The sequence below is a fragment of the Streptomyces sp. NPDC056527 genome (assembly GCF_042794475.1).
GTDB lineage: Bacteria > Actinomycetota > Actinomycetes > Streptomycetales > Streptomycetaceae > Streptomyces.
Genome location: NZ_JBHTTQ010000004.1, coordinates 139,895 through 166,872 on the forward strand (window position 1 = coordinate 139,895; position 26,978 = coordinate 166,872).

At 73.2% G+C, this 26,978-nt stretch carries 21 protein-coding genes; 17 read left to right on the plus strand and 4 right to left on the minus strand.

Annotation, left to right across the window (positions count from 1 at the left end):
• Nucleotides 1–102 precede the first annotated feature (102 nt).
• Nucleotides 103–1,266, plus strand: coding sequence for an agmatine deiminase family protein (locus ACFQ7Q_RS03935; RefSeq protein ID WP_383549464.1), 1,164 nt, complete (start codon nt 103–105; stop codon nt 1,264–1,266).
• Nucleotides 1,267–1,288: 22 nt separating this feature from the next.
• On the opposite strand, the gene ACFQ7Q_RS03940 is transcribed toward ACFQ7Q_RS03935, so the two are convergent.
• The 4 genes from ACFQ7Q_RS03940 to ACFQ7Q_RS03955 all read right to left on the minus strand — a co-directional run bounded on the left by ACFQ7Q_RS03940 (nt 1,289) and on the right by ACFQ7Q_RS03955 (nt 7,561).
• A complete protein-coding gene (locus ACFQ7Q_RS03940) occupies nt 1,289–2,275 on the minus strand; it encodes an antibiotic biosynthesis monooxygenase (protein WP_383549467.1) in 987 nt (328 codons plus the stop codon).
• Complete coding sequence (locus tag ACFQ7Q_RS03945) at nt 2,272–4,998, minus strand: molybdopterin-dependent oxidoreductase (RefSeq protein ID WP_383549470.1); 2,727 nt, start codon at nt 4,996–4,998, stop codon at nt 2,272–2,274. The genes ACFQ7Q_RS03940 and ACFQ7Q_RS03945 overlap by 4 nt, the downstream gene beginning before the upstream one ends.
• Nucleotides 4,995–5,822, minus strand: coding sequence for an FAD binding domain-containing protein (locus ACFQ7Q_RS03950; protein ID WP_383549472.1), 828 nt, complete (start codon nt 5,820–5,822; stop codon nt 4,995–4,997). The genes ACFQ7Q_RS03945 and ACFQ7Q_RS03950 overlap by 4 nt, the downstream gene beginning before the upstream one ends.
• Before the next feature lie 407 nt (nt 5,823–6,229).
• Nucleotides 6,230–7,561, minus strand: a complete 1,332-nt coding sequence (locus ACFQ7Q_RS03955) for a hydrolytic protein (protein ID WP_383549475.1) — start codon at nt 7,559–7,561, stop codon at nt 6,230–6,232.
• Between the two features lie 250 nt (nt 7,562–7,811).
• Here ACFQ7Q_RS03955 and ACFQ7Q_RS03960 point away from each other — a divergent pair, with 250 nt between their 5' ends.
• The 16 genes from ACFQ7Q_RS03960 to ACFQ7Q_RS04035 all read left to right on the plus strand — a co-directional run bounded on the left by ACFQ7Q_RS03960 (nt 7,812) and on the right by ACFQ7Q_RS04035 (nt 26,974).
• Nucleotides 7,812–8,543: a LuxR C-terminal-related transcriptional regulator gene (locus tag ACFQ7Q_RS03960; RefSeq protein ID WP_383549478.1), complete on the plus strand. Its 732-nt coding sequence runs from the start codon at nt 7,812–7,814 to the stop codon at nt 8,541–8,543.
• A 186-nt stretch (nt 8,544–8,729) separates the two neighbouring features.
• Nucleotides 8,730–11,858 carry a hypothetical protein gene (locus tag ACFQ7Q_RS03965; RefSeq protein ID WP_383549481.1) on the plus strand — a complete coding sequence of 1,043 codons (3,129 nt, stop codon included), beginning with the start codon at nt 8,730–8,732 and terminating at the stop codon, nt 11,856–11,858.
• Entirely contained in the window at nt 11,855–12,562 is a 708-nt protein-coding gene (locus ACFQ7Q_RS03970; RefSeq protein WP_383549483.1) for a DUF4255 domain-containing protein, read from the plus strand. The genes ACFQ7Q_RS03965 and ACFQ7Q_RS03970 overlap by 4 nt, the downstream gene beginning before the upstream one ends.
• The gene (locus ACFQ7Q_RS03975; RefSeq protein ID WP_383549485.1) at nt 12,559–14,667 is read left to right on the plus strand and encodes an ATP-binding protein; all 2,109 of its coding nucleotides are present in this window, start codon (nt 12,559–12,561) and stop codon (nt 14,665–14,667) included. The genes ACFQ7Q_RS03970 and ACFQ7Q_RS03975 overlap by 4 nt, the downstream gene beginning before the upstream one ends.
• 168 nt (nt 14,668–14,835) lie before the next feature.
• On the plus strand, nt 14,836–16,392 hold the full coding sequence (locus ACFQ7Q_RS03980; RefSeq protein ID WP_383549487.1) for a phage tail sheath family protein: 1,557 nt from the start codon (nt 14,836–14,838) through the stop codon (nt 16,390–16,392).
• 55 nt (nt 16,393–16,447) lie between these two features.
• Nucleotides 16,448–16,888 (plus strand): phage tail protein, encoded by a 441-nt coding sequence (locus tag ACFQ7Q_RS03985; RefSeq protein WP_030388073.1) that lies wholly within the window; start codon nt 16,448–16,450, stop codon nt 16,886–16,888.
• Nucleotides 16,885–17,376 (plus strand): hypothetical protein, encoded by a 492-nt coding sequence (locus ACFQ7Q_RS03990; protein ID WP_383549490.1) that lies wholly within the window; start codon nt 16,885–16,887, stop codon nt 17,374–17,376. Before ACFQ7Q_RS03985 ends, ACFQ7Q_RS03990 begins: the two co-directional genes overlap by 4 nt.
• Nucleotides 17,373–17,531 carry a DUF6760 family protein gene (locus ACFQ7Q_RS03995; RefSeq protein WP_167739575.1) on the plus strand — a complete coding sequence of 53 codons (159 nt, stop codon included), beginning with the start codon at nt 17,373–17,375 and terminating at the stop codon, nt 17,529–17,531. The genes ACFQ7Q_RS03990 and ACFQ7Q_RS03995 overlap by 4 nt, the downstream gene beginning before the upstream one ends.
• Before the next feature lie 4 nt (nt 17,532–17,535).
• Entirely contained in the window at nt 17,536–20,604 is a 3,069-nt protein-coding gene (locus tag ACFQ7Q_RS04000; protein ID WP_383549494.1) for a hypothetical protein, read from the plus strand.
• 35 nt (nt 20,605–20,639) lie between these two features.
• Complete coding sequence (locus tag ACFQ7Q_RS04005; protein ID WP_383549497.1) at nt 20,640–21,065, plus strand: phage tail protein; 426 nt, start codon at nt 20,640–20,642, stop codon at nt 21,063–21,065.
• Nucleotides 21,066–21,116: 51 nt separating this feature from the next.
• A complete protein-coding gene (locus ACFQ7Q_RS04010) occupies nt 21,117–21,839 on the plus strand; it encodes a LysM peptidoglycan-binding domain-containing protein (protein WP_383549500.1) in 723 nt (240 codons plus the stop codon).
• Nucleotides 21,836–23,653, plus strand: a complete 1,818-nt coding sequence (locus tag ACFQ7Q_RS04015) for a VgrG-related protein (protein ID WP_383549503.1) — start codon at nt 21,836–21,838, stop codon at nt 23,651–23,653. Before ACFQ7Q_RS04010 ends, ACFQ7Q_RS04015 begins: the two co-directional genes overlap by 4 nt.
• 60 nt (nt 23,654–23,713) lie before the next feature.
• Complete coding sequence (locus ACFQ7Q_RS04020) at nt 23,714–24,031, plus strand: PAAR domain-containing protein (protein ID WP_383549506.1); 318 nt, start codon at nt 23,714–23,716, stop codon at nt 24,029–24,031.
• Entirely contained in the window at nt 24,031–24,453 is a 423-nt protein-coding gene (locus ACFQ7Q_RS04025; protein ID WP_383549509.1) for a GPW/gp25 family protein, read from the plus strand. The genes ACFQ7Q_RS04020 and ACFQ7Q_RS04025 overlap by 1 nt, the downstream gene beginning before the upstream one ends.
• On the plus strand, nt 24,453–26,414 hold the full coding sequence (locus ACFQ7Q_RS04030; RefSeq protein ID WP_383549512.1) for a putative baseplate assembly protein: 1,962 nt from the start codon (nt 24,453–24,455) through the stop codon (nt 26,412–26,414). Before ACFQ7Q_RS04025 ends, ACFQ7Q_RS04030 begins: the two co-directional genes overlap by 1 nt.
• Nucleotides 26,411–26,974, plus strand: coding sequence for a phage tail protein (locus tag ACFQ7Q_RS04035; RefSeq protein WP_383549515.1), 564 nt, complete (start codon nt 26,411–26,413; stop codon nt 26,972–26,974). The genes ACFQ7Q_RS04030 and ACFQ7Q_RS04035 overlap by 4 nt, the downstream gene beginning before the upstream one ends.
• Nucleotides 26,975–26,978: the final 4 nt, after the last annotated feature.

A 26,978-nucleotide genomic window follows, 5' to 3' on the forward strand; every position in this document is an offset into this window, starting at 1 on the left:
ACACGCGTGAAGCCAAGGCCCGCGACTCCCGCCGCCGCGCGCGTCACCGCGATCAGCCCGCCGCCGCCGGATACCCTCGCCAGCCCACGATCGGAGCACACCGTGTCCTACCTTCCCCCCTCCCGCCGCACGGCCCTGCGCGCCTTCGCCGTGATCGGCGGCGCCCTCGGCCTCGGCGCCGCCGCCTGCGGTCCCGAGGCGTCCGTGCAGGGCGGTACGACGACCGCGCCGGGGCGTACTCCGGCCGCCGGCACCGAGCGCCGCTTCGGCGCCGAGTGGGAGAGCCACACGCGTACGTTCATGTCCTGGCCGGCCCTCGCCTCCGTCTGGGAGGACGACCTTCCCTACGTGCGGGAGGACATCGCCCGTATCGCGCGTGCCGTCGGGGAGTACGAGGCGGTCGTCATGATGGCCCGCCCGGACCAGGTGGCGGCGGCCCAGCGGGCCTGCGGTTCTCAGGTGGAGGTCATTCCGCTCGCCGTCGACGACCTGTGGGCCCGCGACACCGTCCCCGTCTTCGTGGAGGACGACGGCAAGGTCGTCGGAGTCGACTTCAACTTCAACGGCTGGGGCGGCAAGCAGGAGCACACCAACGACGCGGAGGTGGGCCGCAAGCTGCTCGCCCGGTACGGCATCCCGCGCGAGGAGGCACCGCTCGTCGCCGAGGGCGGCTCCTTCGAGACCGACGGCGAGGGCACCCTCCTCATCACCGAGAGCTCGATCGTCAACGACAACCGCAACCGCGGGAAGAGCAGGGACCAGATCGAGGACGAGCTGATCGAGACCCTCGGCGTGGAGAAGGTCGTCTGGCTGGCGGGCGTCCGCGGCGAGGACATCACCGACGCCCACGTGGACAGCCTCGTACGGTTCACCGCGCCCGGCGTGGTCCTGCTGGACCAGGCGTTCCCCGGTACTCCCCCGGACTCCTGGTCCCGCTCGGCCGACCAGGCCCGCTCCGTACTGAGCAAGGCGACCGACGCGCGCGGCCGGCGCTTCGAGATCATCGACCTGCCGCAGCCCGACCTCGACAGGATCACGGGCGAGGGCGACGACTTCGTCTCCACGTACGCCAACTTCTACGTCGCCAACGATTCGGTCTTCATGCCCAGGTTCGGGGACCGGAAGGCGGACGACCGGGCGAAGGGCATCCTCCAGGAGCACTTCCCCAAGCGGGACGTCGTCATGGTGCAGATCGACACGATCGCCTCGGGCGGCGGTGGCATCCACTGCTCGACGCACGACCAGCCCGGCAAGCCCGCAGCATGACCGTGTCCGGACCCCGCCGTCCTCAGGGCAGGGTCCAGAACACGCGCGTGATCAGGTAGAAGACGACGACCCAGAAGACGGTCACGCCGGCGACGATGCCGAGTCCGATGAGGTTGGTCCTCCTCCGCGGTTCCTCCGGTTCGGGCCGCAGCCATCGCTTGAGCAGCCGGTTGACGTAGTAGGGCATCGTGAAGAAGCTCATGATGAAGCTCGACAGCAGGTTGCCCACGAGCAGCCCGAGCCAGAGCGGCCACTGCAGCGGCGAGAGGGCGAGCGTCAGGAGCACCACGGTCGGGTACAGGCCGACCCAGACCGCGATGGCGGTCTTGGTCTCCGAGGGCGGCGGGGCTTCCCTGCCGTTCTCCTCGAAGGCGAACCAGCTGCCGAAGGAGTTGTCGATCTTCCGGAGCTTGAAGTCGTCGAACTTCGCGCCTTCGGCCAGCATCCCCCGCCGCTTCGCCGACGTCAGCCAGGCGTCGAGGTGCTCGGCGTTGTCGTAGCGGTAGAGGGTGGTCCATTCGTCCTGGACGCCCTCGATCGGCCGGAAGAGCTCGGTCCCGCGGAAGCCTTCGAACTTGCGCTCCTCCTCGCTCATGCGCCGCTGCCATTCGAGGAAGTCGTCGACATGGTGCGGGGCGATGCGGTGGGTCACCACCACGGTGACGAGCGGGTCCGTCGGCTGTGTGCCCCCGCTGATCACCTGCTGGGTCGCGGGACCGTCGAAGTACTCCTCGCCGGTGTCGAGGAGACTCTGCCGGGTCGCGCTGTTCATCCACGCCTGCAGATGGGCCACCGAGTCGAAGCGGTAGACGATGACCCAGTCGGGTTGCAGGTCGGTCGCGGGGGTGACCTCGGCGCCGAGGTACCCGGGATAGCGGGCGGCGGCGGCGTTGACGCCGCCCTGCCACCGCTCGTACGCCCGCTCCATGCCCGGCCGGACCCTCCGGCCGAGGATGACCGTCGCGGCGTCCGTGCCGGGTGTGGTGTCCGGGTGCTTCTGCGTGGTCATCGCGCCGGGCCCGTCCGCGCGGGCCGGCTCTCGCCGAGCCGGCTGTAGATCCGTTCCGGGGTCAGGGGCAACTCACGGTAGCGGACTCCGGTGGCGTCGCGGAGCGCGTTGGCCAGCGCGGGGGCGACCGGGTTGATGCAGCATTCCGCCATCCCCTTGGACCGCATGGGCCCGACGGAGTCCGTGGAGCCCACCAGGAGCAGTTCGGTGCGGGGGACGTCGGCGAAGGTGGGGATCCGGTAGTTGCGGAGGTTGGGGTTGACCATGACTCCGTCCGCGTCGACCTGGTAGTTCTCGGTCAGCGCGAATCCGATGCCCTGCGCGACGCCGCCGTCCACCTGCCCCCGGACCTGCTCGGGGTTGATGACCACACCGGCGTCGGTCGCGTGGACGCTGTGCAGGACGCGGATCTCCCCGGTGACCGGGTGGACGGCGATACGGAAGCCCTGCGTGTTGGAGACGACGCTCCGGGGCGAGCCGTACGCCTTGCGGGCGGCGGTGAACCGGATGCCGCGGGCCCGCGCGAGCGCGACGAGCTCCGAGAGCGGGACGCGGATGTCCCCGCAGACGACGTCCTCGTCGTCCATCGAGCACATCACGACATGGACACCCGCGTGGGAGGCCGCGAACTCCAGGATGCGGTCGCGCACGGCGTTGGCCGCCTGGAGCACCGCGTTGCCCGCGACGAACAGTCCGGCGCTAGCGAAGGCTCCGGTGTCGAATCCGGTGCGGTCGGTGTCGGACTGTACGAGGCGGATCCGCGACGGTGTCGTGCCCAGCTGGTTGGCCGCGATCTGGACGTGCGCGGTCGATGTCCCTTCGCCGAACTCGACGGTGCCGACGGCCAGTTCATAGACGAGGTCGTCGCCGAGGGTGATCCACGCCTCGGAGATGTGCTCGGTCGGGGGTGCGGTCTCGTGCAGGGAACTCGCCACGCCGACCCCGACGAGCCATCCGGGCCCGGGAGACGGCTGGTCGGCCGTACGGGAGAGGGAGCCGGCCACGAGGTCGACGCACTTGGCGAGGCCGTCCTCGTTGAACATCACGTCGTCGGGGCCGTCGTGCATCGCGACGAGCGGATCGCCGGGGCGCACGATGTTGCGGCGGCGCAGCTGGAGCGGGTCCATGTGCAGGGCGAGGGCCAGTTCGTCCATCGCCGATTCCACGGCGAAGGCGGGCTGGGTCATTCCGTAACCGCGCAGCGCGCCGCTCGGGACGGTGTTGGTGTAGACGGAGTAGGCGTCGTACTTCTTGTTGGGGCAGCGGTAGATCATGACGGCCGCCCCGCCCGCGTACAGCGTCTCGCCGCCGTGGTTGCCGTAGGCGCCCGTGTTGGAGACGTTGCGGACCTGGAAGGCGGTGAGCGTGCCGTCCGCCTTCGCGCCGAGCTTGACCGTCAGCTTCATCGGATGGCGCGGCGAGGCCGTGGTGAACTCCTCCTCGCGCGTGTACTCGAACGAGACGGGCCGCCCGGTGTCCAGGGCGGCGAGGGCCGCCAGGTCCTCGGAGATGACCTCCTGCTTGCCGCCGAACCCGCCGCCGACGCGCTTGCAGAAGACGCGGAGCTGGTCGGGGCGCAGGGCGAACAGATAGGCCAGTTTGACCTTGGCGATCGACGGGGACTGCGAGCTGGTGCGGACGTTCAGCCGGCCGTCCTCCATCCAGGCGATCGATCCATGGGTCTCCAGGTGCGCGTGCTGCACGCGTGGTGAGACATAGGTGCCTTCGTGGATCACGTCGGCCGCGGCGAAGCCGGCGTCGACGTCGCCGATGTGCGAGTGGATCTCCAGCAGAAGGTTGCGGACGGAGTCCCGCACGAACGGATCCTCCGAGCCGTGCAGTCGGGGCGCCCCTTCGGCCATGGCTTCCTCGGGGTCGAAGACCGCGGGGAGCACGTCGTACTCCACGACGAGCCGGCGGCAGCCCTCCTCCGCCGCCCCGACGGTGTCGGCGACGACCGCGGCGACGCGCTGGCCGGCGAAGCGGACCGTGTCGTCGAGGATATACGTGTCGTCCGGATCGACGAGGTGGTCGGTGTGGATCGCCGTGGTGAACCGTCTGCGCGGCACGTCCTCCCAGGTGTAGACGCGCCGCACACCGGGGACGGCGAGTGCGGCGGTCCTGTCGACGGACACGATCCGGGCGTGCGCGTGCGGCGAGTGCACCACCTTGAGGTGCAGCATGCCGTCCATGCGGGTGTCCATGGTGAACTCGGCCCGGCCGGTCACCACGTCCTCGGCCGCCGGCGCGCCGACGCTGGTTCCCACGGCCCTGCCGGGCGCGGCGGTCTCCACGGCGGAGAGACCCCGCACGGCGTCCTCGATCGACCGGTAGCCGGTACAGCGGCAGAGATTTCCCTTCAACGCCCGTGGCAGGTCGGCCTTCTGCTCCTCGGTGAACGTCGCCGACGTCATGATCATCCCGGCGGTGCAGAAGCCGCACTGGAAGCCCGGCGCGTCCCGGAACCGGCGCTGCGCCGGGTGCAGGTCGCCGGGCGATCCGAGACCCTCGACGGTGGTCACCTCGCGGTCCTCGGCGCGGAAGGCGGGAGTGACGCAGCTGTGCACCGGCCGACCGTCGAGCCAGACCGTGCATGCCCCGCAGTCGCCGGCGTCGCACCCCTTCTTGACGCCGAAGTGGCCCAGTTCCCGCAGGAAGGTGCGCAGGCACTGGCCGGGGCGCGGTTCTTCGGCGAAGCTCCTGCCGTTCACGAGGTAGGTCATGCCGGTCCCCCAGCCGTGAGTTCGCGGCGGATCTCTTCCGCGAAGTGCTCGGTGAGATGGCGACGGTGGTCGGGAGTCCCGTTGGGATCGGCGAACCAGACGTCGGCCGGGATGGCGTCGATGCTCTGTCGCAGCGTGGGGGCATCGGGCATGCGGTCGAAGGCGAATCGCACCGGCCTCGTGGTGCCGGCGGTGACGGTGAGCGTCAGGTCGCCCGTGCCGGGCGTGTGCGTACCGATCAGGAACACGGTCGAACGGCCGAGGTGGGTCAGTGTGAAGCGGCGGTGCGCGGCGCGCTTGCGCAGGGCATGCGCCGGAACCTCGACCCGGCGCAGGATCTCCCCCGGGGCGAGGATGTTGCGGTTGTTCCCCGTCACGAAGTCCAGGGCGTCGACGGTGCGTACGGAACCGTCGGGGGCCCACAGCTCGTACCGCGCCTCCAGCGCGACCGTGAGGGTGATCATCGGACCGGCGGGCAGCGACATGCAGATGTTCCCGCCCACGGTCGCCGCGTTCCAGATCTTGAACGAGGAGAGGAACGCCTCGCAGGACGTGGCGAGCAGCGAGCCCGCGGTCCAGTCCCGAGGGGGCTCGAAGGCATGGAGGTCGCGGATCGTGCACGTGGCACCGATCTCGAGACCGGCGTCGCCTCGGACGAGGGGATCCCATGGCAGCGCGGTGAGGTCGACCAGGCGGCGCAGCTCCGGCTGTTCCACGGAGAACAGCCAGGTACCGCCCGCGAGCCAGGCGTCACCCTCGCGCCAGTCGGCGCCGGGCCGCTCCGACGGCCGCCGGAGGACTTCGGTGATGGTGTTGAGATCCATGGGAACGCACCTACCCCTGTAACGCGGGGGCTGCGTCACCTCGCGCGGCGGGATCGACTACCGGCAGCCGGGGCTCGGGGGGGCCGGTGGACTCAGGAATCCCTTTCCAGCGTACCCAGATCGCCCCGCCCGCGCGCGACCGGAACGGAGCTGCCGGAGCACCGCCCCGGCATGAGGCCCCCCGCCCTGACCTGGGCACGGGAGGGCATCGGAATCAGCCTTCTTCGATGGGCCGTGGAGTACTACCGCAAGGCCGGAGTTCGCCGATTTGGCGCACTCCGGCCCGAGAACGGACCTCCGAAACACGGACATCTGGTCGATTCTCCACGGAGTCGCTTTCCGGACAGCGAGGGAGCGACTGGCTTTTACCGGGGCAGAACTGACGGACGATGTACGAGCCACGTGGTTCACCTGAGGTCGCTGAGCACTCCGCTCACGTTCAGAACCTCGTGGCACCCCTGGGCCCGACGACCGGTGGCGGGGGTGCCCGGCTTCGCACAGGTCACCTGGACGGTGACGGTCTGGCTCTCGGTGATTCTGATGGGGGTGACCCAGTGGTAGTCCTGGTTGCGGAACGTCTCGAGCGCGATCGTCGTGATCTTGCGCTCGCCGAAGTCGATCGTCAACACGCCCTCGTCGCCCTGGAAGTTGGCGACAACGATGTCCGTGATCCCGAACGCCTTGCCCGCGGGCACCGTGTACGTGCCGGTCTTCGTCTGCCCACCGCCGGTCTGCAGGTCGATCGTGGCCGAGCTCTGCTGACCGCCGGCGACCCCGTCGGGTCCGGTGCCCGCACCGCCGTCGTCCCCGCCCGCGCCGGGCGCGGTGCTTCTGCCTCCGCCACCCGGCCGCTTGTCCCCGCCGGTCCCCGGGGCCTGTCGGTTCGCGTCCGCGCTGGGCGTCGGCCTCTTCTGGACCACCTCGTCGGCGGCCTCCTTGGCCGTGCTGCGCACCGCCGGGCGCACCAGCAGGAACCAGGCGAGCAGCAGGGCGAGCAGCGCGGCCAGCACCGCGAGCAGCCAGGTCGGGAAGATCGGTATCTGGACGAACTCCGCCTCCAGCGGGGCCCGCACGGCTCCGGGGTCCTGGCGCTCCTCGCCGTCCTCGCCGTCACCGGTCTCGGTCACGTCCACCGTGAACGGCCACGACGTGGGGGTTCCGAACCACACCGGCCGGCCGGCGCGGACCCGCAACCCCACCTCCGCCGACTCCCCCGGCGCCGGCTTCAGCTCCGTGGGGCGGAAGTCGAACTTCAGCTCCTCGCCCGGCTGCCCGGGCGTGAACCCCAGCCGTACGGGGGTGTTGCCCTCGTTGCGCACGGCGAGCCGGTAGCGTCCGCGGAGCCAGCCGCGGCGGCGCCGGGGCGCGAGCTCGGTACGCAGCTCCCGGAACTCCTCGACGTGCACGGTGGTCTCGGGGACCCGCACGGCCTCGGGGTGCTCGGTGGGCAGCACGCGCACGGCGAGCGGCATGTCTCCCGCCCGCACCTGCGGCGAACGCGGCGGCTCCAGACAGATCGTCACGGTCTCCGACGTACCGGGGTAGAGGGAGACGCGCTCGGGTTCCACCGTGGTCCAGGCGGCGCAGTCGCCGACGACCTCCAGACGGTACGCCTCGACGATGTCGCCGTCGTTGCGAACGGTGAGGCTGGTGGATGCGCTACCGCCCGGCGTCACCGACACCCTCGGGATGTCGAGGCCGGGCGCGCCAGGGCTGGGAGAGGCTGCTGGGGACGTCACACCGTGACGCTATGACTCGGACCCGACCGCCACAAAGGGCGCGAGGGCAACGCACCGGGCAGTTCCCGTGCCCCCGAAGACACCTCTCAACCACCTCTCTCCGGAGGCCCGTTGATCCGTCCTCCCGCCTCGGGTCCGCCGCCCGCCGGCACACCCCGGCTCCGCGACACCACGGTCCCCTCGCCCGCGCCCCGCCCTTCCGTTCCCCTCCGTATCCCCCACATACGCCTCACGGAACAGGTACCGATACATGCACCACGCCCAGATCACCCACTCAGCCGCCTCGTCCGGCGCCGGCGCGCCTCAGCCGGCCGCCCAGGCGCTCCATGCGCCCTGGACGACACCCGGCACACCCGGCCGACGGGTCACCGTGGCCGTGTACGCGTCGGACCCGATCCTGCACGTCGGGGTCGTCCACCAGCTGCGCCAACGCCCCGAGATCGAGCTCGTCGACGACGCCGACGCCGACAGGGCCCAGGTGTCGCTCGTGACCGTGGACAGCGTGGACGACGAGACGGCCGCTCTGCTCTACCGCCTGCGGCACAACTCGGAGACCCGCACCGGACTCGTGGTCGGGAAGTTCGAGTCCGGGGACGCTCTGCAGCGCGCCATCGAATGCGGGGTCACCGCGGTGCTGCGGCGCTCCGAGGCCGACAGGGACCGGCTCCTGAGTCTGGTCCTGGCAATAGCGAACGGCGAGGGCATGCTGCCCGGCGACCTGCTCGCGAAGCTCCTCGACCACGTCGGCAGCCTGCAGCGTTCGACGCTCGACCCCCGCGCCGCCTCCCTGGCCACGCTGACCCCGCGCGAGGCGGACATGCTGCGGCTGGTGTCGGACGGCCTGGACACCGCGGAGATCGCGCGCAAGACCTCGTACTCGGAACGGACCGTCAAGAACGTGCTGCACGAGGTCATCACACGGCTGCAGCTGCGCAATCGCACGCACGCGGTCGGCTACGCCCTGCGCAACGGATTGATCTGACCGATCCGGCCGTACGACGGACGGCGGGGCGGGGCCGGCATGGCGGTCGCACGCCCCGCCACTGCCCGAAAGCGCACCGGTCGCTTCCCCCGGGTGCGACCACCCGGCCCTGCCGCGCCGCCGGCGCCGGGCTCCATGGTGGCGGGGTTGTACGTGATGCTGCACCGGACTGTGAGGTGGACCGTGATGAGCACCGGTGGCTCCGGCGGTCGGCGACACCGCTGGGGGAGAGTCGGCGCGCCGCTGCTGCTGCTCGTCCCCCTGCTCGCGGTGACGGCGGCCACCGGCCCGGACGACGCCGAGGCCGGAACCAAGGCGGCCGACGCCGGTGACAGCCGGATCGCCTACGCCGGTACGCGGCACCGCAGCCTCGGCCGGGTGGCGACCGGCGTCTCCAGCGCGCCACTGTTCGGCGAGGGACCGGCCCATCTGGACGTCCAACCCTCGGCACTCGGTGACCAGTTGGTCTTCGCCAGCCGTCGCGACGAGAAGAACCCGCAGGTGTACCTGCGGGCCGCGGACGGCTCGGTGCGCCGGCTGACCAGCGGCCTCGACGCGGCGAACCCCCGGCTGACGCCGGACGGCCGCTCGGTCGTCTTCGACTCGGCCGGGTCCGGCGGCCGGCGCGACCTGTGGCTGGTGGGCACCGACGGCACCGGACCCACCCGTCTCACCGACACGCCCGCGAACGAGGAGCACCCCACCGTCTCGCCGGAGGGCGGGCGTCTGGCCTACTCCAGCGACGGCGACCCGATCGCCGGGCGGCAGATCTACCTACGCCCCCTGAACGGCGGCGAGGCCACCCGTGTCACCGACCCGGCGAACGGTACGGCCACCGAGCCCGTGTGGAACCCGGTGGACGACGCGGCGAACCGGGACGTGATCGCGTACACCTCCACCACCTCCGCGGGACCCCGCCTGCGATGGACCGACGGGCGCGGCGACGGGCCCCTGCTGTCCGGCACCCAGGCGAACTGGCGTACGCACGGGGCAGCCTGGTTGCCCGACGGGGACGGCGTGCTGTTCCTCAGCCCGGACCGCACCTGTGACTGCAAGGGCGACTGGGACCACGTGTTCCGGGTCCCGGCGCACTCCCAGGAGACGCCCAAGCTGGAGCTCAGCGAGGACCGTGAGGTCGGATCGCCCACCTGGCTCGGTCCGCTCGACAGCGGCGGTGTCGTGGTCGAGCGCACCTCGGCGCCCGGACCGCACGTGGTGACCCTGCAGGACGCCCGGATGGACGGCTCCGACCCCCGCGACCTCGGCGTGACCATCCTCAAGGAGGATCCGGCGGCGGACACCAACACCGACCCGGCCAAGGATCCGTTGTTCCGGCCGGCCACCGGATCCGACCCGTGGACCGAGCGGCAGAGCTACACGCCCGACGGACGCCGGATCGTGGTGACCCGCTTCGAGGGCCCGCCCGAGGCGCGGATCCAACGGATCTGGATGGTGGACGCCGACGGCACCGACCCGGCGGCGCTACCGCTCGCGGGCCGCGGCGCGAAGGACTGGGACACCGACCCGACCTTCTCCCCGGACGGCAGGTACCTCGCCTTCACCAGGACTTCGCCGGGCGGCGTCGGCGAGGCCGCGGGGCCCGGCCGGATCCTGATCGCGGACGCGGCGACCGGCGCTATCACCGGAGAGATCACCCCGCCGGCCGGACAGGCGCAGGGCCAGGACGCCCAGCCGACATGGAGCTCCGACGGCACCACGCTGGCCTTCACCCGCAACCATGTGATCAACGGCGGTGGCGGCAACAAGCACGTCTGGACCGTGCCCGTGAACGCACTCGGCCGGCAGCACGACCTGAGCGCCATGATCTGCCCGGGCAGCTGTGAGGTCATCGACGACAGCCCGGCGTTCTCCCCGGACGGGACCGGCATCGCCTTCAACCGCAAGAACGGCGCCGGCCGGATCGACGAGCGCAACGGCATCCTGCTGACGTCCGTGTCGGGTGACGACTGCCGGGTGTTGCTGCCTGCCGCCGCACGCGGCCTCCCCGGCGCCTGCGGCCGGGAACTGCCCGCGTCCACCGGTCCGTTCCAGCCACGGGACGCCGCCTGGACGGCCGACGGCAAGGGCCTGGTCCTCAGCGCCCGCCCCGGCCGTGCGGTCGACAGCCCCGAGAAGCTGAAGCTCCTGGACGTCACGTCCGGCGAACTGACCGGGCTCACCACCGATCTCCCGGGCCGCCAGAAGGAGCCTGCCGTCCAGCAGTCCGTGGACCTCGCCGTCCGGGCGCCCGACACCATGCCGCCGCTCACCGTCGGGGACTCCGACACGATTGTGGTGGACGTGGTCAACAACGGCCCGGCGGCCTCGCCCGGCACGCGGCTGACCCTGGCGCCTCCGGCGGGCCTGACCGTCACCGCGCTCGACGCGCCCGGAGCCGACTGCGACCCGGCGGCGCTGACCTGCGCCCTCGACGTGGTGCCCCCGGGCACCACGGTCCCGGTGACCGTCACCCTCACCGGCGTCACGCCGGGCGACCAGCCGGTGGACTGGTCGGTCACCGGCGCCGTCCTCGACCCCCGCCCCAGCGACAACGCCGACCGGACCGTCGTGCCGGTGCACGAGGCCCCCGAACCCCCTGCGCCGAGCCCCACACCGCCCACGCCGACGCCCACGCCCGAGCCGCCGGCGCCTGAGCCGCCCGCGCCCGCGGCCGGCCCCGGGGTGCGCGTCACGGCACGGCCCGACCCCGGCTACGTGGGCGGTCGCGTCGTCGTCACGTACACCGTCGCCAACGGCCGCAACGCGCTGGCCACCGGTCTGCGGCTGCGCATCGGCCTGCCCCCGGGCGTGCCCCACAACGGGCCGCCGCCGGGCTGTGACCGTACCTGGGTGTGCGCGCTGCCGGACCTGGCACCGGGCGCACGGACCGTCCTTCAGGTCGTCCTCAGCCCCGACAAGGCGCTGACCGGCCGTGTCACCGGCACCCTCACCACGACCGGCACGGACGCCGACCGCCGCGACAACACCGCCCAGCAGCGGCTGCGGATCCTTCAGCCGCGCATCGTCGCGGTGCCGCCGATCGGCAAGCCCGGCTTCGTCACCTCGGTGCGCGGCGAGGACTTCCCGCCCGGCGTGCCGGTGCGGTTCACCTGGAAGCCGGGCATCACGGCAGCGGCGGCACCGACGGTTCCCCTTCGGGACGGCACGTTCACCGGCCAGCTGCTGATCCTCGCCAAGGACCGGACGGGTCCGCGTGTCATCACCGCGAGCGGTGCCGGATTCTCCCCGGTGACGACCGACTTCCTCGTGGTCAGCGGCACGATCCAGCCGCCCGATGTGGTGACCCGCCGGTGATCCACGAAGTCGACGAAGGGCTGCGCCGACTCCTCGCGGAGTCCGGCCTGGAGACGTCGGGCGTCGAGGTGGTCTTCGACGCGCCGACACGTGACTGGGCGGCGCGCCGCAGCGCTCCCACCGTCTGCGTGTTCCTGTACGACATCCGCGAGGACCACACCCGGCGCGGCAGCGGCGGCGGCGAGGTGTACGACGCCGACGGTTTCGTCGTCGCGCGCCGCACGCCGCCGCGCTGGTTCGAGCTGACGTATCTGGTCACGGCGTGGGCGGGCAGGCCCCAGGACGAGCACCGACTGCTCTCCCAGGTGCTCGCCTGCCTCGTGTCCACCGACACGCTGCCCCCGCACCTGCTCGGCGGCTCGCTCGCCGAACTCGGTCTCATCGTCGCCCTGGACGCGGGCGGCACCGGTCTCGACGCACCGGCCGCCTCCGATGTGTGGTCCGCCCTGGGCGGGGAGCTGAAGCCCTCCCTGGGGCTGCGGGTGCGAGCGCCCCTGGCCGGCATCAGCGAGGTCGCGGCCGCGCCGGTCACCGAGGGGCTCGTCGTGCGCTCCGTGCCACGGGCCGAGCCGGGCGAGACCGACGGCTCCCGCCGTCTGCGCTACACCGAGGTGGGCGCACCGGCGCCGGAGGAGGGCCTCGGCGGTCCCCGGGAGCGCCGGCCGGCTCCCGCCCGCCGCCGACGAGGGGAACGGCAGCCGTGACGTCCACCGCGGAACCCGCGTCGCCCGTCCGGGCGCAGGCGCCGACCACCCCCTACCTGTGGACACGGCTGCGGTGCATCGAGGAGCGGGTGCGGCGGGCCGTGGCGCTCCGGCGGGCCGGCGATCCCGACCCCGACGACCCCTACCGGGGCCAGTACCTCACCCCCGAGGCGGTCGCCCGCATCCTGGACGAGCCGGACGGCCCCGCCCTGCCCCCGCTGATGCCGGGTGACCCGCCGCCCGGCTCACCGCTCGACGTCCTCGCGCTGCGCTTCGACCTGTCGCCGCTGGACCTCGATCTGCTCCTGGTCGCCGTGGCGCCGGATCTGGACGCCCGATTCGAGCGGCTCTACGGCTATCTCAACGACGACCTGACACGCCGTCGCCCCACGGTCGGGCTCGCCCTCGACCTGTGCGGCCACACGGGGACGACGGCAGCGCGGTTCCGGCTCTCCCCCGCCGCACCGCTCGTCGCGGGCGGCCTCGTCGAGGTCACCGAGCCCGAACGGCCGCCTCTGTCACGGGTGTTGGCCGTCCCGGACCGGGTCACCGCTCATCTGCTCGGCGCCGCCGCACCCGACCCGCGACTCGCGGAGGTGCTCGGCGGGGCCGCCGAGGACCCGGCCGTCGACCCGGCCGAACTGCGACGCGCCGCCGCGGCGGCCGGGAGCGGCACCGGCCATGTCCACCTGCGGTCCCGTGGCGGCGATCCCGAGGGCCTGGCCGCCGCCGCGCTGCGCGCCGGGGGGCTCCGGCCGCTGTTCCTGGACGCGGCGTCGCTCGCCCGCCACGCGGCGGACCGCCACACCACCGCCGTGCCCGAACTGGCCCGCGCGGCTGCCCGCGAGGCCCGCCTGACCGGCGCGGGGATCGTGCTCGGCCCGCTGGAGGAGCTGCCCGACAAGCCCGCCGAGCGGACCCATCTGCTGCGGACCCTCTGCGCACAGCTGCGCGGAATCCCCCTCTTCACCCATGGCACGAGCGGCTGGGAACCGGCCTGGGCGGCCGACACTCCCGTCACCGTCGCGGTGGCGGCCGCCTCCCCCGACCGGCAGGTCGCACGCTGGCGGCATGCCTTGGAGCGGGCCACAGGCGACGACGCGGCGACCGCGGACGCCGACGCGCTCGCCCGGTCCGTGGCCGCACACCGCCTCGACGCGGGGCAGTTGCGGCGCGCCGCCGGGACCGCGGTGCGCACGGCCGCGCTCGGCGGCCGGCCGGTCTCCGCCGAGGATCTGCGCACCGCCGTACGGGCCCAGAACGGTGCCGGGCTCGCCCGGCTCGCCCGCCGGGTGGAGCCCGCGGTGGGCTGGGACGATCTGGTGCTGCCCGCGCCCACCCGCCGCGGGCTGCGGGAGCTCGCGGTGCGCGCCCGCCACCGCGACCAGGTGCTCGGGCAGTGGGGCATGCGGCCCGGCGGCGGGCGCGGGCGCGGCGTGATCGCGCTGTTCGCGGGCCCCTCCGGCACCGGCAAGACGATGTCCGCCGAGGTCGTGGCGGCCGACCTGGGCATGGACCTGTACGTGGTGGACCTGTCCACGGTCGTCGACAAGTACGTCGGCGAGACGGAGAAGAACCTGGAGCGGATCTTCACCGAGGCGTCGGCCGTCAACGCGGTGCTGCTGTTCGACGAGGCCGACGCGATCTTCGGGAAGCGCTCGGAGGTGAAGGACGCCCACGACCGGCATGCCAACGTCGAGTCGGCGTACCTGCTCCAGCGGATGGAGTCCTTCGACGGGATCGCCGTCCTGACCACCAATCTGCGGGCCAACCTGGACGAGGCGTTCACCCGCCGCCTGGACGTGGTCGCCGACTTCCCGGTGCCCGATGCCGCCCAGCGCCTGGCCCTGTGGGAGCGGTGCCTGGGCGACCTGCTACCGAGGGCCGGCGACCTCGATCTCGGCTTCTGCGCGGACCGGTTCGAACTCGCCGGCGGCTCGATCCGGGCCTGCGCGGTGACCGCCGCCTATCTCGCGGCCGCATCGGACGCACCGCTGACGATGGGACAGCTGGTGACGGCGGTCGCCCAGGAGTACCGCAAGCTCGGCCGTCTGGTCCTGGAAGGCGAGTTCGGGCCGTATCTGGCCCAGGTCACGCGCGTGTGAGTGCCCGGCGGAGGGGCGGGCCGTACTGCCTGGCCGGTCCGGCACGGACGACCGGGAGGGCAGCGCACCTGCCCCCGTCCAGGTCCGCGCGCCCCTGCCGTCGGCGAGGGCCGCCGGAGAGGCTGTGGACGGACCTCGATGCAGCACAGCGAAACGAAGGAGCGAGCGATGCCGACGTACCTCACCCCGGGCGTGTACGTGGAGGAGGTGCAGTCCGGTGCTCGCCCGATCGAAGGGGTCGGCACCGCCGTCGCCGCGTTCGTCGGGTTCGCCCAGAGCGGCCCGTTCCACGAGCCGACGCTGGTCACCGGCTGGGACCAGTACACCCAGCGGTTCGGCGGCTTCGGCGAGGGCACCTATCTGCCCCACGCGGTCTACGGCTACTTCGCCAACGGCGGCGGCGCGGCGTACGTCGTCCGCATCGGCGGCGCCGCCGAGGGCGCTTCCGCCCCGACCGCCCCCGGCGGCCGTCCGCAGCAGCGCGCGGCGGAGCCGGTCGAGCTCGGTGGCTTCCTGGTCGCGGCCCGGCCGGGCGTCACCGGCGTGTCCGTGGAGATCGCCGACGCGGACGGCGAGAACCCGCCCGAGGACCGCTTCAAGCTGACGGTCCGCCAGGGCGAGCAGGTGGTCGAGAGCTACGAGGCCTCCGTCCGCAAGAACGTCAAGGGCTACCTGGTCACCCAGGCCCGCGCCTCGAAGCTGATCGAGGTCACCGAGCAGCGCAACGCCACGCAGACCAGGCCCGCCGGCCGGACCGTGGCACTGCCCGACGCCCCGGCCGCACCCGCCACCGCCGGCTCCGGCGACGTGGCGCGGCTCGACCCGGCCGAGTACGTCGGCGACGCGGGCGCCCGCACCGGGTTCGCCGGCCTGGAGACCATCGACGAGATCACCATGGTCGCGGTGCCCGACCTGATGAGCGCCCACCAGCGCGGCGACATCGACGCCGAGGGCGTACGCACCGTGCAGCTCGCGGTCATCTCGCACTGCGAGCAGATGGGCGACCGGGTGGCCGTCCTCGACGCCCCGCCCGGACTCTCCGCGCAGCAGGTGCGCACCTGGCGCAACGACGAGGCGGGCTACGACTCCCGCTACGCCACCCTCTACTACCCGTGGATCCGGGTCTTCGACCCGGCCGCCGGGCGCAACACCGTCGTCCCGCCGAGCGGTCACATCGCCGGTGTGTGGGCGCGCAGCGACGCCGAGCGCGGAGTGCACAAGGCTCCCGCCAACGAGGTGATCCGCGGCGCGGTGGACCTGGAACTGCGGCTGAGCAAGGGCGAGCAGGACCTGCTCAACCCGATCGGCGTGAACTGCGTACGGGCCTTCCCCGGCCGGGGCATCCGGATCTGGGGCGCCCGTACCCTCTCCTCCGACCCGGCCTGGCGCTATCTGAACGTGCGCCGGCTCTTCAACTACCTGGAGGAGTCCATCCTCCTGGGCACCCAGTGGGTGGTCTTCGAGCCGAACGACGACCGGCTCTGGTCGAGCATCCGGCGCAACGTCACCGCGTTCCTCACCGAGGAGTGGCGCCGTGGCGCGCTGTTCGGCCGCACGGCCGCGGAGGCGTTCTACGTCAAGTGCGACCGCGACAACAACCCGCAGGAGTCGATCGACCAGGGCCGCGTGGTCTGCGAGATCGGCGTGTCGCCCGTCAAGCCCGCCGAGTTCGTGGTGTTCCGGCTGGCCCAGTTCTCCGACAGCACCAGCCTCATCGACGAGTGACCCGCGCGGCGCGTTCGCCAAGTTGCAGGACAGCAAGGAAAGGTGACAGACAGTCATGGCAGAGGGCGATGCTCTTTCCACCCATATCTTCGGCGTACAGCTCGGTGGCTACCTGGTCGAGTCGATCCAGGAGATCAGCGGTCTGACCGTCGAGGAGGAGGTCGTCGAGGTCCGCCAGGTCAGCGCGGAGGGCAAGCAGATCATCCGCAAGCAGCCCGGCGCGCGCCAGGCGGGTGAGGTCACGATCACTCGGGGGCTCGACAAGAGCAGCGAGTTCACCAAGTGGATCAAGGAGACCCTGAACAACGGGGCCGTCGACACCGCTCGGCAGAACCTCACCATCGAGATCAAGGACTCCACGGGCGCGACCGTCCGCCGCATCCAGCTGATGCAGGGCTGGGCCTCCAAGTGGGAGGGCCCGTCCCTGAAGGCGGGCGAGTCCGCCGCGGCCACCGAATCGGTGACCATCGTGTTCGAGGAGATCATCGTCGAATGAGGCGCCGTACGGTGACGGCGGGCAACCTGGAGGAGATCCTTCAGGTCACGGCGCCCGCCGCGGCACCCGAGCAGGCGGCGGCACCCGCCGCCGCGCCGGCGCCGCGCGAGGACCACGGGCTGCGCACCGAGTTCGAGTTCGAGCTTCCGCGCGGGTACGTGGACGAGGCGGGCACCTTGCACCGGCACGGCGCGATGCGCCTGGCCACCGCACGGGACGAGCTGCGCCCGCAGATCGATCTGCGGGTCAAGGAGAATCCGGCGTACCTGAGCGTGGTGCTGCTCAGCCAGGTGATCACCCGGCTCGGCACGATCACCGATGTGCATGCCGGGATCGTGGAGCGGATGTACGCGACCGACGTCGCGTTCCTCCAGGACTTCTACCGGCGCGTCAACAGCGAGGGGCACACCCGCGCGGCGGTCACCTGCCCACACTGCGAGGGCGGCTTCGAGGTCGACCTCTCCGGTGGGCGCCTGGGGGAATCGTGACGTACGCGCTCCCCCGGCTCCGGGAGGAGATCGCGTACATCGCCTACCACTTCCACTGGCAGCGCGACGAGATCCTCGACCTGACCCACGGCGAACGCCAGGAGTGGGTCACCGAGATCGCTCGCATCAACACCCGCGTGAACGAAGGCGGTTGAACACATGGGATGGCGGGACAGGCTGCGCCGGCGTGCCGCCGCACAGGCGGAGCCGTCCGGGTCCTCCGGCGATACGGCCGCGTCCCAGGACACCGGTGCCGTACGCGACTTCGGTGTGCCCGGCGACTGGGACGGTGGCTGGCGCGGGACCGTCCCTCCTCGACTCACCGTCTCCCGGGCCCCGATGGGCGTCAGCGACGGGCTCGCCTTCCGCGCGGGCCTGGCCGCGTGGCGCGACCCGTCGTTCGACACCGGGCTCGCCCACGCCCTGCTGCCGACCGCCCCGACCGGTCTCGTACGCGGAGTCGCCCGCCCCACCACCGCCCGGCCCACCCACGACAGCGGCGGCCCTCTGCTCCTGCGAGCGCTGAGCCCGTACGGAGCGGACGGCGCGCCCGATCCGGAAGTGCCGTTCGGAGCGGTACGGCAGGTGGCGTCGGGTCCCGCGCGGGAGCGGGACACGCCGCCGATCGCGCGCGGCACGAGGTCCGACGCACCGTCCGCGAGCCCGGAGTCGCCGGGCCGGAGCGCCTCCGGTGGACGCGGGGCGGTCGGGGACGGGACCGCGCCGGCCCCGCACGGGTCCGGATCGGGCGCGGCTCCCGCGTCCACGCCGGGTTCGGGCCGTTCCGTGCCGAACGCCGCTCCGCCTGCCCGTGACACAGGCGGCGGCTCGCCGCGCCCGTTCGTCGCGCGGGCCACCACACATGGTGTGGGGGCATCGGATGCGCCACCGGTGGCGGAGAACCGGACCCCGTCGGACGCGTCGAGCGAAACCGGGCGGCCCGGTGGTGGGTCCGGTACGCGCGGTCTCACGTCCGCGCACTCCCCGTCCGTGCTCGGCACGACCGAGCCCGCCGTACAGCGGGCCGGGGCGACGGGCGGCGGCACCGCCCTGTCCCCTGCCGCGCCCGGCGGTGCGGCGACGCCTCCGAGCTTCCCGCTGATCCGCCGTATCGCGGTGGTCCCCGAAGTCCCGGCGTCGGCCCCTCCCATGCGGCGGACCCCGGCGGGCGCTTCCGGAACCTCCGGATCCGCGGAACCCTCGTCCACCCCGCCCGGCCGACGGACGACCTCGCGCACCGCGGGATCCGCAAAGAGCACGGGCACCTCCGCCTCCGCGTCCACCCCGCCGGTCCAGCGAACGGCGGCAAGCGCGCCGGGCTCCGACAAGGACTCCGGCTCCACGCACTCCCCGTCGCGTCCGTCCACCGCGTCGACTCCCCCGGGCCGGCGGACCACGGCAAGCGCGTCCGCATCCGGCTCCGGCTCCGGCTCCGGATCCGCGAACTCCCCGTCCAACCACTCCGACGCGTCCACCCCGCCGGTCCAGCGGACCGCGGTGAGCGGTCCGTCCGCCGGCAGTGACCGATCCGGCCGTGCGGGCACGGAGCTGCCCGTGTCAGCCGCTCCCCGCACCGTCCAGCCCCACGCCGAGACCGCGTACGCGCCGGTCCGGCCACGAGCCGTCGACCGCTCGCTGACCGTCGCCCGGGTCCCTGCCATGCCCAGGCGCCGGGTGTCCGTCGTGCCTTTCGCCGTCACCCCGGCGCCCGACGGCCCGGTTGCCCCGCACTCGCCCGAGCGACGTACCGGAAGCCGCGCACCACTCGGCCCTCCCCTGACCGGACTTCCCCCCACCGCCGTGCCGTCGGGGACCGGCACATCGGCGCCCCGTTCCACCCCTGCCTCCCCGATGCCCGTGGTCCAGCGCCAGGTAGAACCCCCGGCCGGTGGCGGGCCGGAGTCCTCCGCGCACCCTCGCGCGGCGAAGCCCGACTCCCCGTCGACGCCCCTGTTGGCTCAGCGCCAGGCGGAGCCGTCGGCCGACGGTCCGATCACACCCGACGGCACGAGACGACGCCCCTCCCCGGCCGACCCCACGGCTCCCGCCCCGGCGATGCCCATGGTCCAGCGCCTGGCAGATTCCTCGGCCGGTAACGGGCCACAGCCCACCCCGCACAGCCGCACGGCGAGGCCCGCCGACTCCACGCCCCGGCCCGAGGCGACCGGCGACACCGGCCGCGGACGGACCACGCCACGTGTACGCACCGGGCTCGGTGCGCCCCTGCCCGCCATGCCGCCGAGTGCCGCGCTGCCCACTCCCCCGACGTCCCGGCCGCGGGCCGACGTCCAGTCGGCGCCGACGCCTCCGTCCGCACCCCCCGTCCACACGCCTCTGCTCGGGACGCGCGACGCGCAGCGCCGTACGGTCGACTCCTCCGCCGCACAGGACACCGCCCCGCAGGCCGCGGCCCCACTCGTCCGGCGGACCACCGCCTCCCCCGACCGCGCGGGCGGAGCCGGCACACCCTCCGGCCCCCGGCGGGCCGACAGCCCGGCGGCGACGGGCGGCATCCACCCGATTCCGCTCGCCGCCGGTACCGCTCCGCTCCCGGCGCCACGCACCCTCCGACTCCTGGCGGCACGCCCCCTGACTCTCGGCACCCGCGCCCTGGGGAGTCCCGCCGCCCCCGCGACCCGCCCGGCGAGTCGTCCCGTGGTCGCGGCGCGCTGGCCCGGAACAGCTGCGCCCACGCCGCAGGTGCAGCGAGCGGCCGGGACGCCCCTCGGCGCGCGCGCCGACGCCCCGGCCGGTACCTCCTCCCGTCCCGCCCACGTCGTACGCCCGGCTTCCGGGCCCTACGCGGCACCGGCGTCGCCCGCGGCCCCCCGCACGGCCGCGCCCCTGCCCATGACCGGTCCGCAGGCACCGCCGCTCGCGATGCGCCCCCCAGCCGGCGCGCCGTCGGCGCAGCCCGTCCCGGTCGTACGGCCGAAGGCGTCGGCACCGGCTCCGGGAGCGACCGGCCCCTCGCCAACCGCGAACGCGGCGCCGGTGCAGCGGGCCACGGGCGGCGGCATCCGGACCGACGCCGGGCCTACCGCGGCAGGGGGCCGGCAGCGCCCGGCCCCGAACGCCCCCGCGTCCGCCCGGACCGAGCCGCACGGCGCCGACGTCGACCTGGACGATCTGGCGCGCCGACTGCTCGATCCGGTCGCCCGCCTGCTGCGCACCGAGTTGCGGCGCGGCCGGGAACGCGCGGGCAGGCCCTTCGACGGGCGCCGCTGAGAGCACGGACGAACGAGAAACGGACGACGGTACCGATGACGGACAACATCTTCGCGACAAGCGTGTTCTTCCGGCTGGCGATCGGCGGCAACGACCTGGGCGCCTTCCACACCTGCTCGGGCATGGGGGCGGAGGTCGAGATGGAGAGTTACGCCGAGGGCGGCAACAACGGCTTCACCTGGCAGCTCCCGGGCCGCGTGACCTGGTCGAACATCACTCTGACCCGGCCGGTCACCGCCGACACGGCGAAGATCGGCCGCTGGCTGGACGAGACGCTGCGGCGGGTCGAGCCCAAGGACGGCGAGATCGTGGCGCTGCGACCCGATCTGAGCCGGATCATCAGCTGGCAGGTCTTCGGGATCGTGCCGGTGCGGTGGCAGGGCCCGTCGTTCGACCCCGCCAACTCCGAAGCGGCGGTGGAGAGCCTGGAGATCGCCCACGCGGGCCTGCTTCCCTCCTGACCCACCCCGTCCCCCCACGTCCTCGCCCCGCTCCGGAAGGGAGTCCACGGCATGGCCTCAACGGCACGCGCCGGCCGCGCCCGGGCCCAACTCACCCTCAAGGAGCCCCCGGCCTCGGTCGGGGCCAGGCCCGGCGGGACGATCGCCCGGCTCGACCTGCAGTTCAACCCCTCGACCCTGGCGCTGAGCAAGACCACCGAGTGGCGGCGGTCCCCGTCCCGGATGGCGGGCCAGTCGGCGCTGCCCGAGTTCGTGGGCAGCGGTCCCCGCACCCTGAGCCTGGACGTGTTCCTGGACGCCACCGCCACCCACGACAACTCGGTGGAGCAGGCGGTGGAGAAGCTGATGAAGGCCTGTGTGCCGACCCCGGCCAGCCTCGGCCGCAAGAAGCCGGCGAGCCCCTGGGTGCGCTTCGAGTGGGGCAGCGCGCGGACGACGTCGTTCGACGGCGTGCTGTCGAACCTGTCGGTGTCGTACACGCTCTTCGACGTGGACGGCAAGCCGTTGCGGGCCACCTGCTCGCTGTCCATCGAGGAGGCGAGCGTCGACCCGCCGGGGCAGAACCCGACGTCGGGCGCGCGGACCGCCCGCAGCACGCACACCGTGGTGGCGGGCGACAGTCTCGCGATGCTGGCCTGGCGCGAGTACGGCGACGCGACGGCCTGGCGGGCCATCGCGGAGGCCAACGGCATCGACGACCCCATGGCGCTCGTCCCCGGCACCGAACTGGTGGTGCCCGGGCTGCGGGACGCGGACGACGAGGAGGAACGGTGAGCGGGTCCGAGCCCGGAGGACGGTCGTTCGCGGCCGACCCGATCGTGGAGGCGCCCGGTGAGCTGCCGCCGATCTGGGCGGCGCAGCTGGTGAGTTGTGTGGTGGACGAGAACGTGGGCCTGCCGGACACCGCGGTGCTCACCTACCGCGACCCCGACCACGAGTTCCTGCGTGCCACCGGCGTCACCATCGGCAGCCCGCTGCGGGTGTCGGTGATGACGGCGAAGGGGCAGGCGCGGGAGCGGCTGTTCAACGGCGAGGTCACGGCGCTGGAGATCGACCGGGACCGCACCGGTTCGTTCACCGTCGTACGGGCCTACTCCAAGGCGCATCGCCTCCAGCGCGGCCGCAAGGTCGTGGCGTACCGGAACATGACGGCCGCGGCCATCGTCCGCAAGGTGGCCGCGGGCGCCGGACTGGCGGTCGGGAAGGTGGAGGCCGCGCCGGTGACGTACGGGCAGCTGTCCCAGGCGAACGTCTCCGACTGGGACTTCCTGCAGTACCTCGCGGGCGAGAGCGGTGCGCAGGTACGGGTCGACGACAAGGGGGTGCTGCAGTTCACCAGGCCGGTGAAGGCGTCCGGGGCACCGGCCCCGTCGACGTCGGGCACGCGCGATCCGATGGTCCTGGAGTACGGGCGGAACCTGCTGGCGCTGCGCGCATCGCTGTCCGCGGCGGACGGCGCGTCGAAGGTGCAGGTGCGCGGCTGGGACGTGACGACGAAGCGGCCCCTGGTCGCCGAGCAGCCGTCCGTGGTCAGCGACACGGTGGTGCCCGGGCTCAGCCCCGGATTCGCGGCCCGGTTCGGGGCTTCGGCCGTGGCCGTCACCGACACTCCGTACCGTACGCAGGCCGAGACGACGGCCGTCGCGAAGGCGTCGGCGGACCGGATCAGCGCCGGCTTCGGCGAGTTGGAGGCGGTGGCCGAGGGCAACCCGCTACTCCGGGCGGGCAAGCCGGTGGCGCTCGGCAACGTGGGGCAGGCGTTCTCCGGCCGGTACACGGCGACGGCCGTGCAGCACGTCCTGGAGCCGCACGGCGGCTATCGCACCACCGTCTGGGTCAGCGCCAGCCCCGACCGCTCCCTGACCGGTCTGGTGACCGGCGCCAACGCTCCGGGGCGCGGTCCGCGCATCCCCGGTCTCGCGATCGGCGTGGTGACCGACGTGCGGGAGCCGAACGGCTCCGAACGCGGGGCGGTGCGTCTGAGGTTCCCCTGGCTGGACGACACGTACGTCTCCGACTGGGTGCGCACCGTCCAGTGGGGCGGCAAGGGCGGCGGTGGCGTGGTGAGCCCCGAGGTCAACGACGAGGTGCTCGTCGGCTTCGAGCAGGGGCTTCTGGACAGTCCCTACGTCATCGGCGGGCTCTACAACGGCGTGGACAAGCCCTCTCCGCACGACGTGCCGCTGATCGACAGGACGAGCGGCAAGGTCAACCGCCGTTCGGTGGTGTCGCGTTCGGGCCATCGTGTGGAACTCCTCGACGCGGCGGCGCCGGGCCCGTCCGGGCTGCGGCTGATGACCGGGGACGAACGGCTGGAGGTACGCATGGACGACCGCAGGGACCGGATCGAACTCACCGTGTACGCGGGGCGGAACCGTCCGCTGACCTCCGTGCTCCTGGACAGGAACGGCATCACGCTGGACGCCGGGCGGGGCACCGTGAAGGTGACCGGCCGCCAGGTGGACATCGACGGCACCGCCGGGGTCAGCATCGGCGGCCGGTCGGTGCAGGTGACGGGAAAGTCGGACGTCACCGTCGACGGCGGGCTGCTCGGCGTCCTCAAGGCCCGACTCATCCGAATCAACTGAGGCCCCGACCATGCCCCTTGCGCCCACCGTCCCTCTCGTACCCCTCCTCGGGAGCCCCTGATGCCGGCCGCGGCCCGTACCGGCGATCCCACCGACCACGGCGGCCGGATCGCCACCCCGCCGCCCGGCGCCGCCGCGAAGGTGGCGACCGTGCTGATCGGCGGGCTCCCCGCAGCCGTCGTCGGCAGCCTGCACGTCTGCGTGGTCCCGCCCCATGCGGCCACGGGGCCGGCCAATGTGATCCTGCCCGCCCCGGCCGGGCTCGCCTCGGGCGTGGTGCTCATCGGCGGACTGCCGGCCGCGAAGGCGCGGGACCGGACGGCGTGCGGCGCGACGGTCCTGACCGGCGCCGTGAACGTCCTGATCGGAGGCGTGTGATGAGCGAACGGTTCATCGGGCGCGGCTGGGCGTTCCCCCTGCGGGTCGGCCCGACCGGCGGGATCGCCATGGTCGAGCGGGAGCGGGAGCTGGAGGAGGCGATCCGCCTCGTCCTCGGCACCGCGCCCGGCGAGCGGCCGATGCGGCCCGAGTTCGGCTGCGGCATCCACGAGTACGTCTTCGCACCCGGCGACGGCGACACCGCGGGGCGGGTCGCCCAGCAGGTGCGCGAGGCGCTGGAGCGGTGGGAGCCCAGGATCGCGGTGGACGAGGTCCTCGTGGCCTTCGACTCCGTGGAGGCGGGCACGCTCTACATCGATGTGCACTACACGGTGCGCACCACCAACGACCGGCGCAATCTGGTCTTCCCCTTCTACACGATCCCCTCCGAGGAGGGGGCCGAGGAAATGGTCGCGGACTGATGGCCCTGCCCTCCCCCAACCTGGACGACCGACGGTTCCAGCAACTCGTCGACGAGGCGAAGCGGTACGTGCAGCAGCGTGCCCCCGAGTGGACCGACCACAACGTCTCCGACCCGGGCGTGACGTTGATCGAGACGTTCGCCTACCTCGTGGACCAGCTGCTCTACCGGCTGAACCGCGTCCCGGACAAGAACTACCTGGCGTTCCTGGACCTGTTGGGCATCCAGCTGTTCCCTCCCTCGGCCGCCGTCGCCGAGGTCGACTTCTGGCTGTCGGCTCCCCAGCCCGACACGGTGGCCCTTCCGGCGGGCACCGAGGTGACGACCGCGGCAGGCGAGACCGAGGAGCCCGTGGTCTTCGCCACCACGGACGAACTGCGTGTCGTGCCCAGCGAGTTGACGCGTCTGGTCAGCGCTCCCCACAGCGGTGAGCAGACCGATCGGACCGGCGCCCTCGCCGAGGGCCGCGACATACCGTGCTTCCAGGCGACGCCCGAACCCGGCGACGCGCTGCTGTTCGGCCTGCCGACGGCGGTGCCGCGGTGCGTGGTCGCGGTGCGCCTGGACAGCCGCGTCCAGGGCGTCGGTGTCGACCCGCGCCAGCCCCCGCTGGTGTGGGAGGCGTGGGACGGCGGTCGCTGGCAGCGCTGCGAGACCGGCTCCGACAGCACCGGCGGTCTGAACCGTCCGGGCGAGGTCATCGTGTACGTGCCGGCCAGGCACACCGCGTCGGTGATCGGCGGGACCCGCGCGGGCTGGCTGCGCTGCCGGGTCACCGAGGCGGAGCCCGGCCAGCCGTTCTACTCGGAGTCGCCGACCGTGCGCGAGGCGGCCGTCTTCACCGTCGGCGGCACGATGACCGTGGAACACGCGGAGACCGTGACGGACGTGCCGCTGGGCGCGTCGGAGGGGGTGGCCGGGCAGACCTTCCGGCTCGGCCGCCCGCCCGTGCTGCTCGACGGGGAGCCCCCGGTGGTCGAGGTCTCCTCCCCCGAGGGATGGCAACGCTGGGACGTGGTGGGGCACTTCGGCCGCTCGGGGCCAGAGGACCGGCATGTGCGTGTGGACGCCACCACCGGCGAGTTCCTGTTCCCGCCGGTGGTGCGCGAGGCCGACGGCACCCTGCGCCCCTGCGGCGCGGTACCTCCGAAGGGATCCCAGGTCCGCGTGACCCGCTACCGCACCGGCGGCGGCCCGGCGGGCAACGTGGCCCGCGGAGCCATCTCCGTGCTGCGCAGCTCCGTCCCGTACGTCGCCCGGGTCACCAACCGGGAGGCGGCGCGCGGCGGTGTCGCCGGGGAGACGATCGACAACGCCAGGCTGCGGGCCCCGGAGGCGCTGCGCATGCAGGAGCGCGCGGTGACGGCCGGGGACTACGAGATCATCGCCCGCCAGGCGGCGCCCTCGGTGCGCCGGGTCCGCTGTCTGCCGGGCGCGGACGGCGAGGCCGGTGCGGTACGGGTCCTGGTGGTACCGGACGCGGTGGCCGACGACGGCGACCGGCTCCGTTTCGAGCAGCTGATCCCCTCCGACCAGGTGCTCACCACCATCACCACGACCCTCGACGAACGACGTCTGATCGGCACCCGCCTCGTCGTGGAACCGCCCGTCTATCAGGGCGTCACCGTGGTCGCCCGGCTCTCGGCACCGGCCGACGACACCGACCGGGTACGGGACGCGGCGCTCGCCGCGCTCTTCCGGCACCTCAACCCGCTGCACGGCGGGCCCGACGGCACGGGCTGGCCGTTCGGGCGGCCCGTGCAGTACGGCGAGGTGTTCGGGGTGCTCCAACGCGCCATCGGGGACGTGCTGGTGGAGGAGATCCGGCTGTTCGCCGCCGATCCGATCACCGGGCGGCGCGGAGCTCCGGTCGACCGGATCGACATCGGCGCGGGCACCCTGGTCTTCTCGTACCAGCACCAGGTGGTCGTGACGGCGCGGGAGACGGAGGCCCGCGGATGAGCCGGGCCTCGGTCCCCGGGCTGCCGAGCCGGTACCCGATCGGCGAGCAGCTGCCTGCGATGTACGCCGACGACGACTTCGCCCAGCGGTTCACGGCGGGCCTCGACACGGTCCTGGCCCCGGTGTTCACGACCCTCGACAATCTGCCGTCCTACTTCGATCCACGGCTGGCCCCGCCCGACTTCCTGTCCTGGCTGGCCTCCTGGGTCGGTGGCGTCGACGACCCCCGGTGGCCGATCGAGCTGCGGCGCGAGGCGGTGGCGCGTGCGGTGGAACTGCACCGGTGGCGCGGCACGAGGCGCGGTCTGATCGATGCGTTGCGTCTGGTGCTCGGCGTACATGCCGAGGTCAGCGGGGACGGCGGCGCGGCCTGGTCCAGCACGCCGGGCGCCGAACCGCCCCCGCCGCCCTCGGCGGAAACCCTGGTACGGGTGTGGCCGGACCGCTCGGGAGAGGTGGACGCGGAGCGCGTCCGCTCACTCGTCCGCGCCCTGTGCCCTGTCCACACGGTCTGTCGGGTGGAGGTCCTGCCGGGGCCGCCCGCGGGTGAAGGAAGGTGACGGC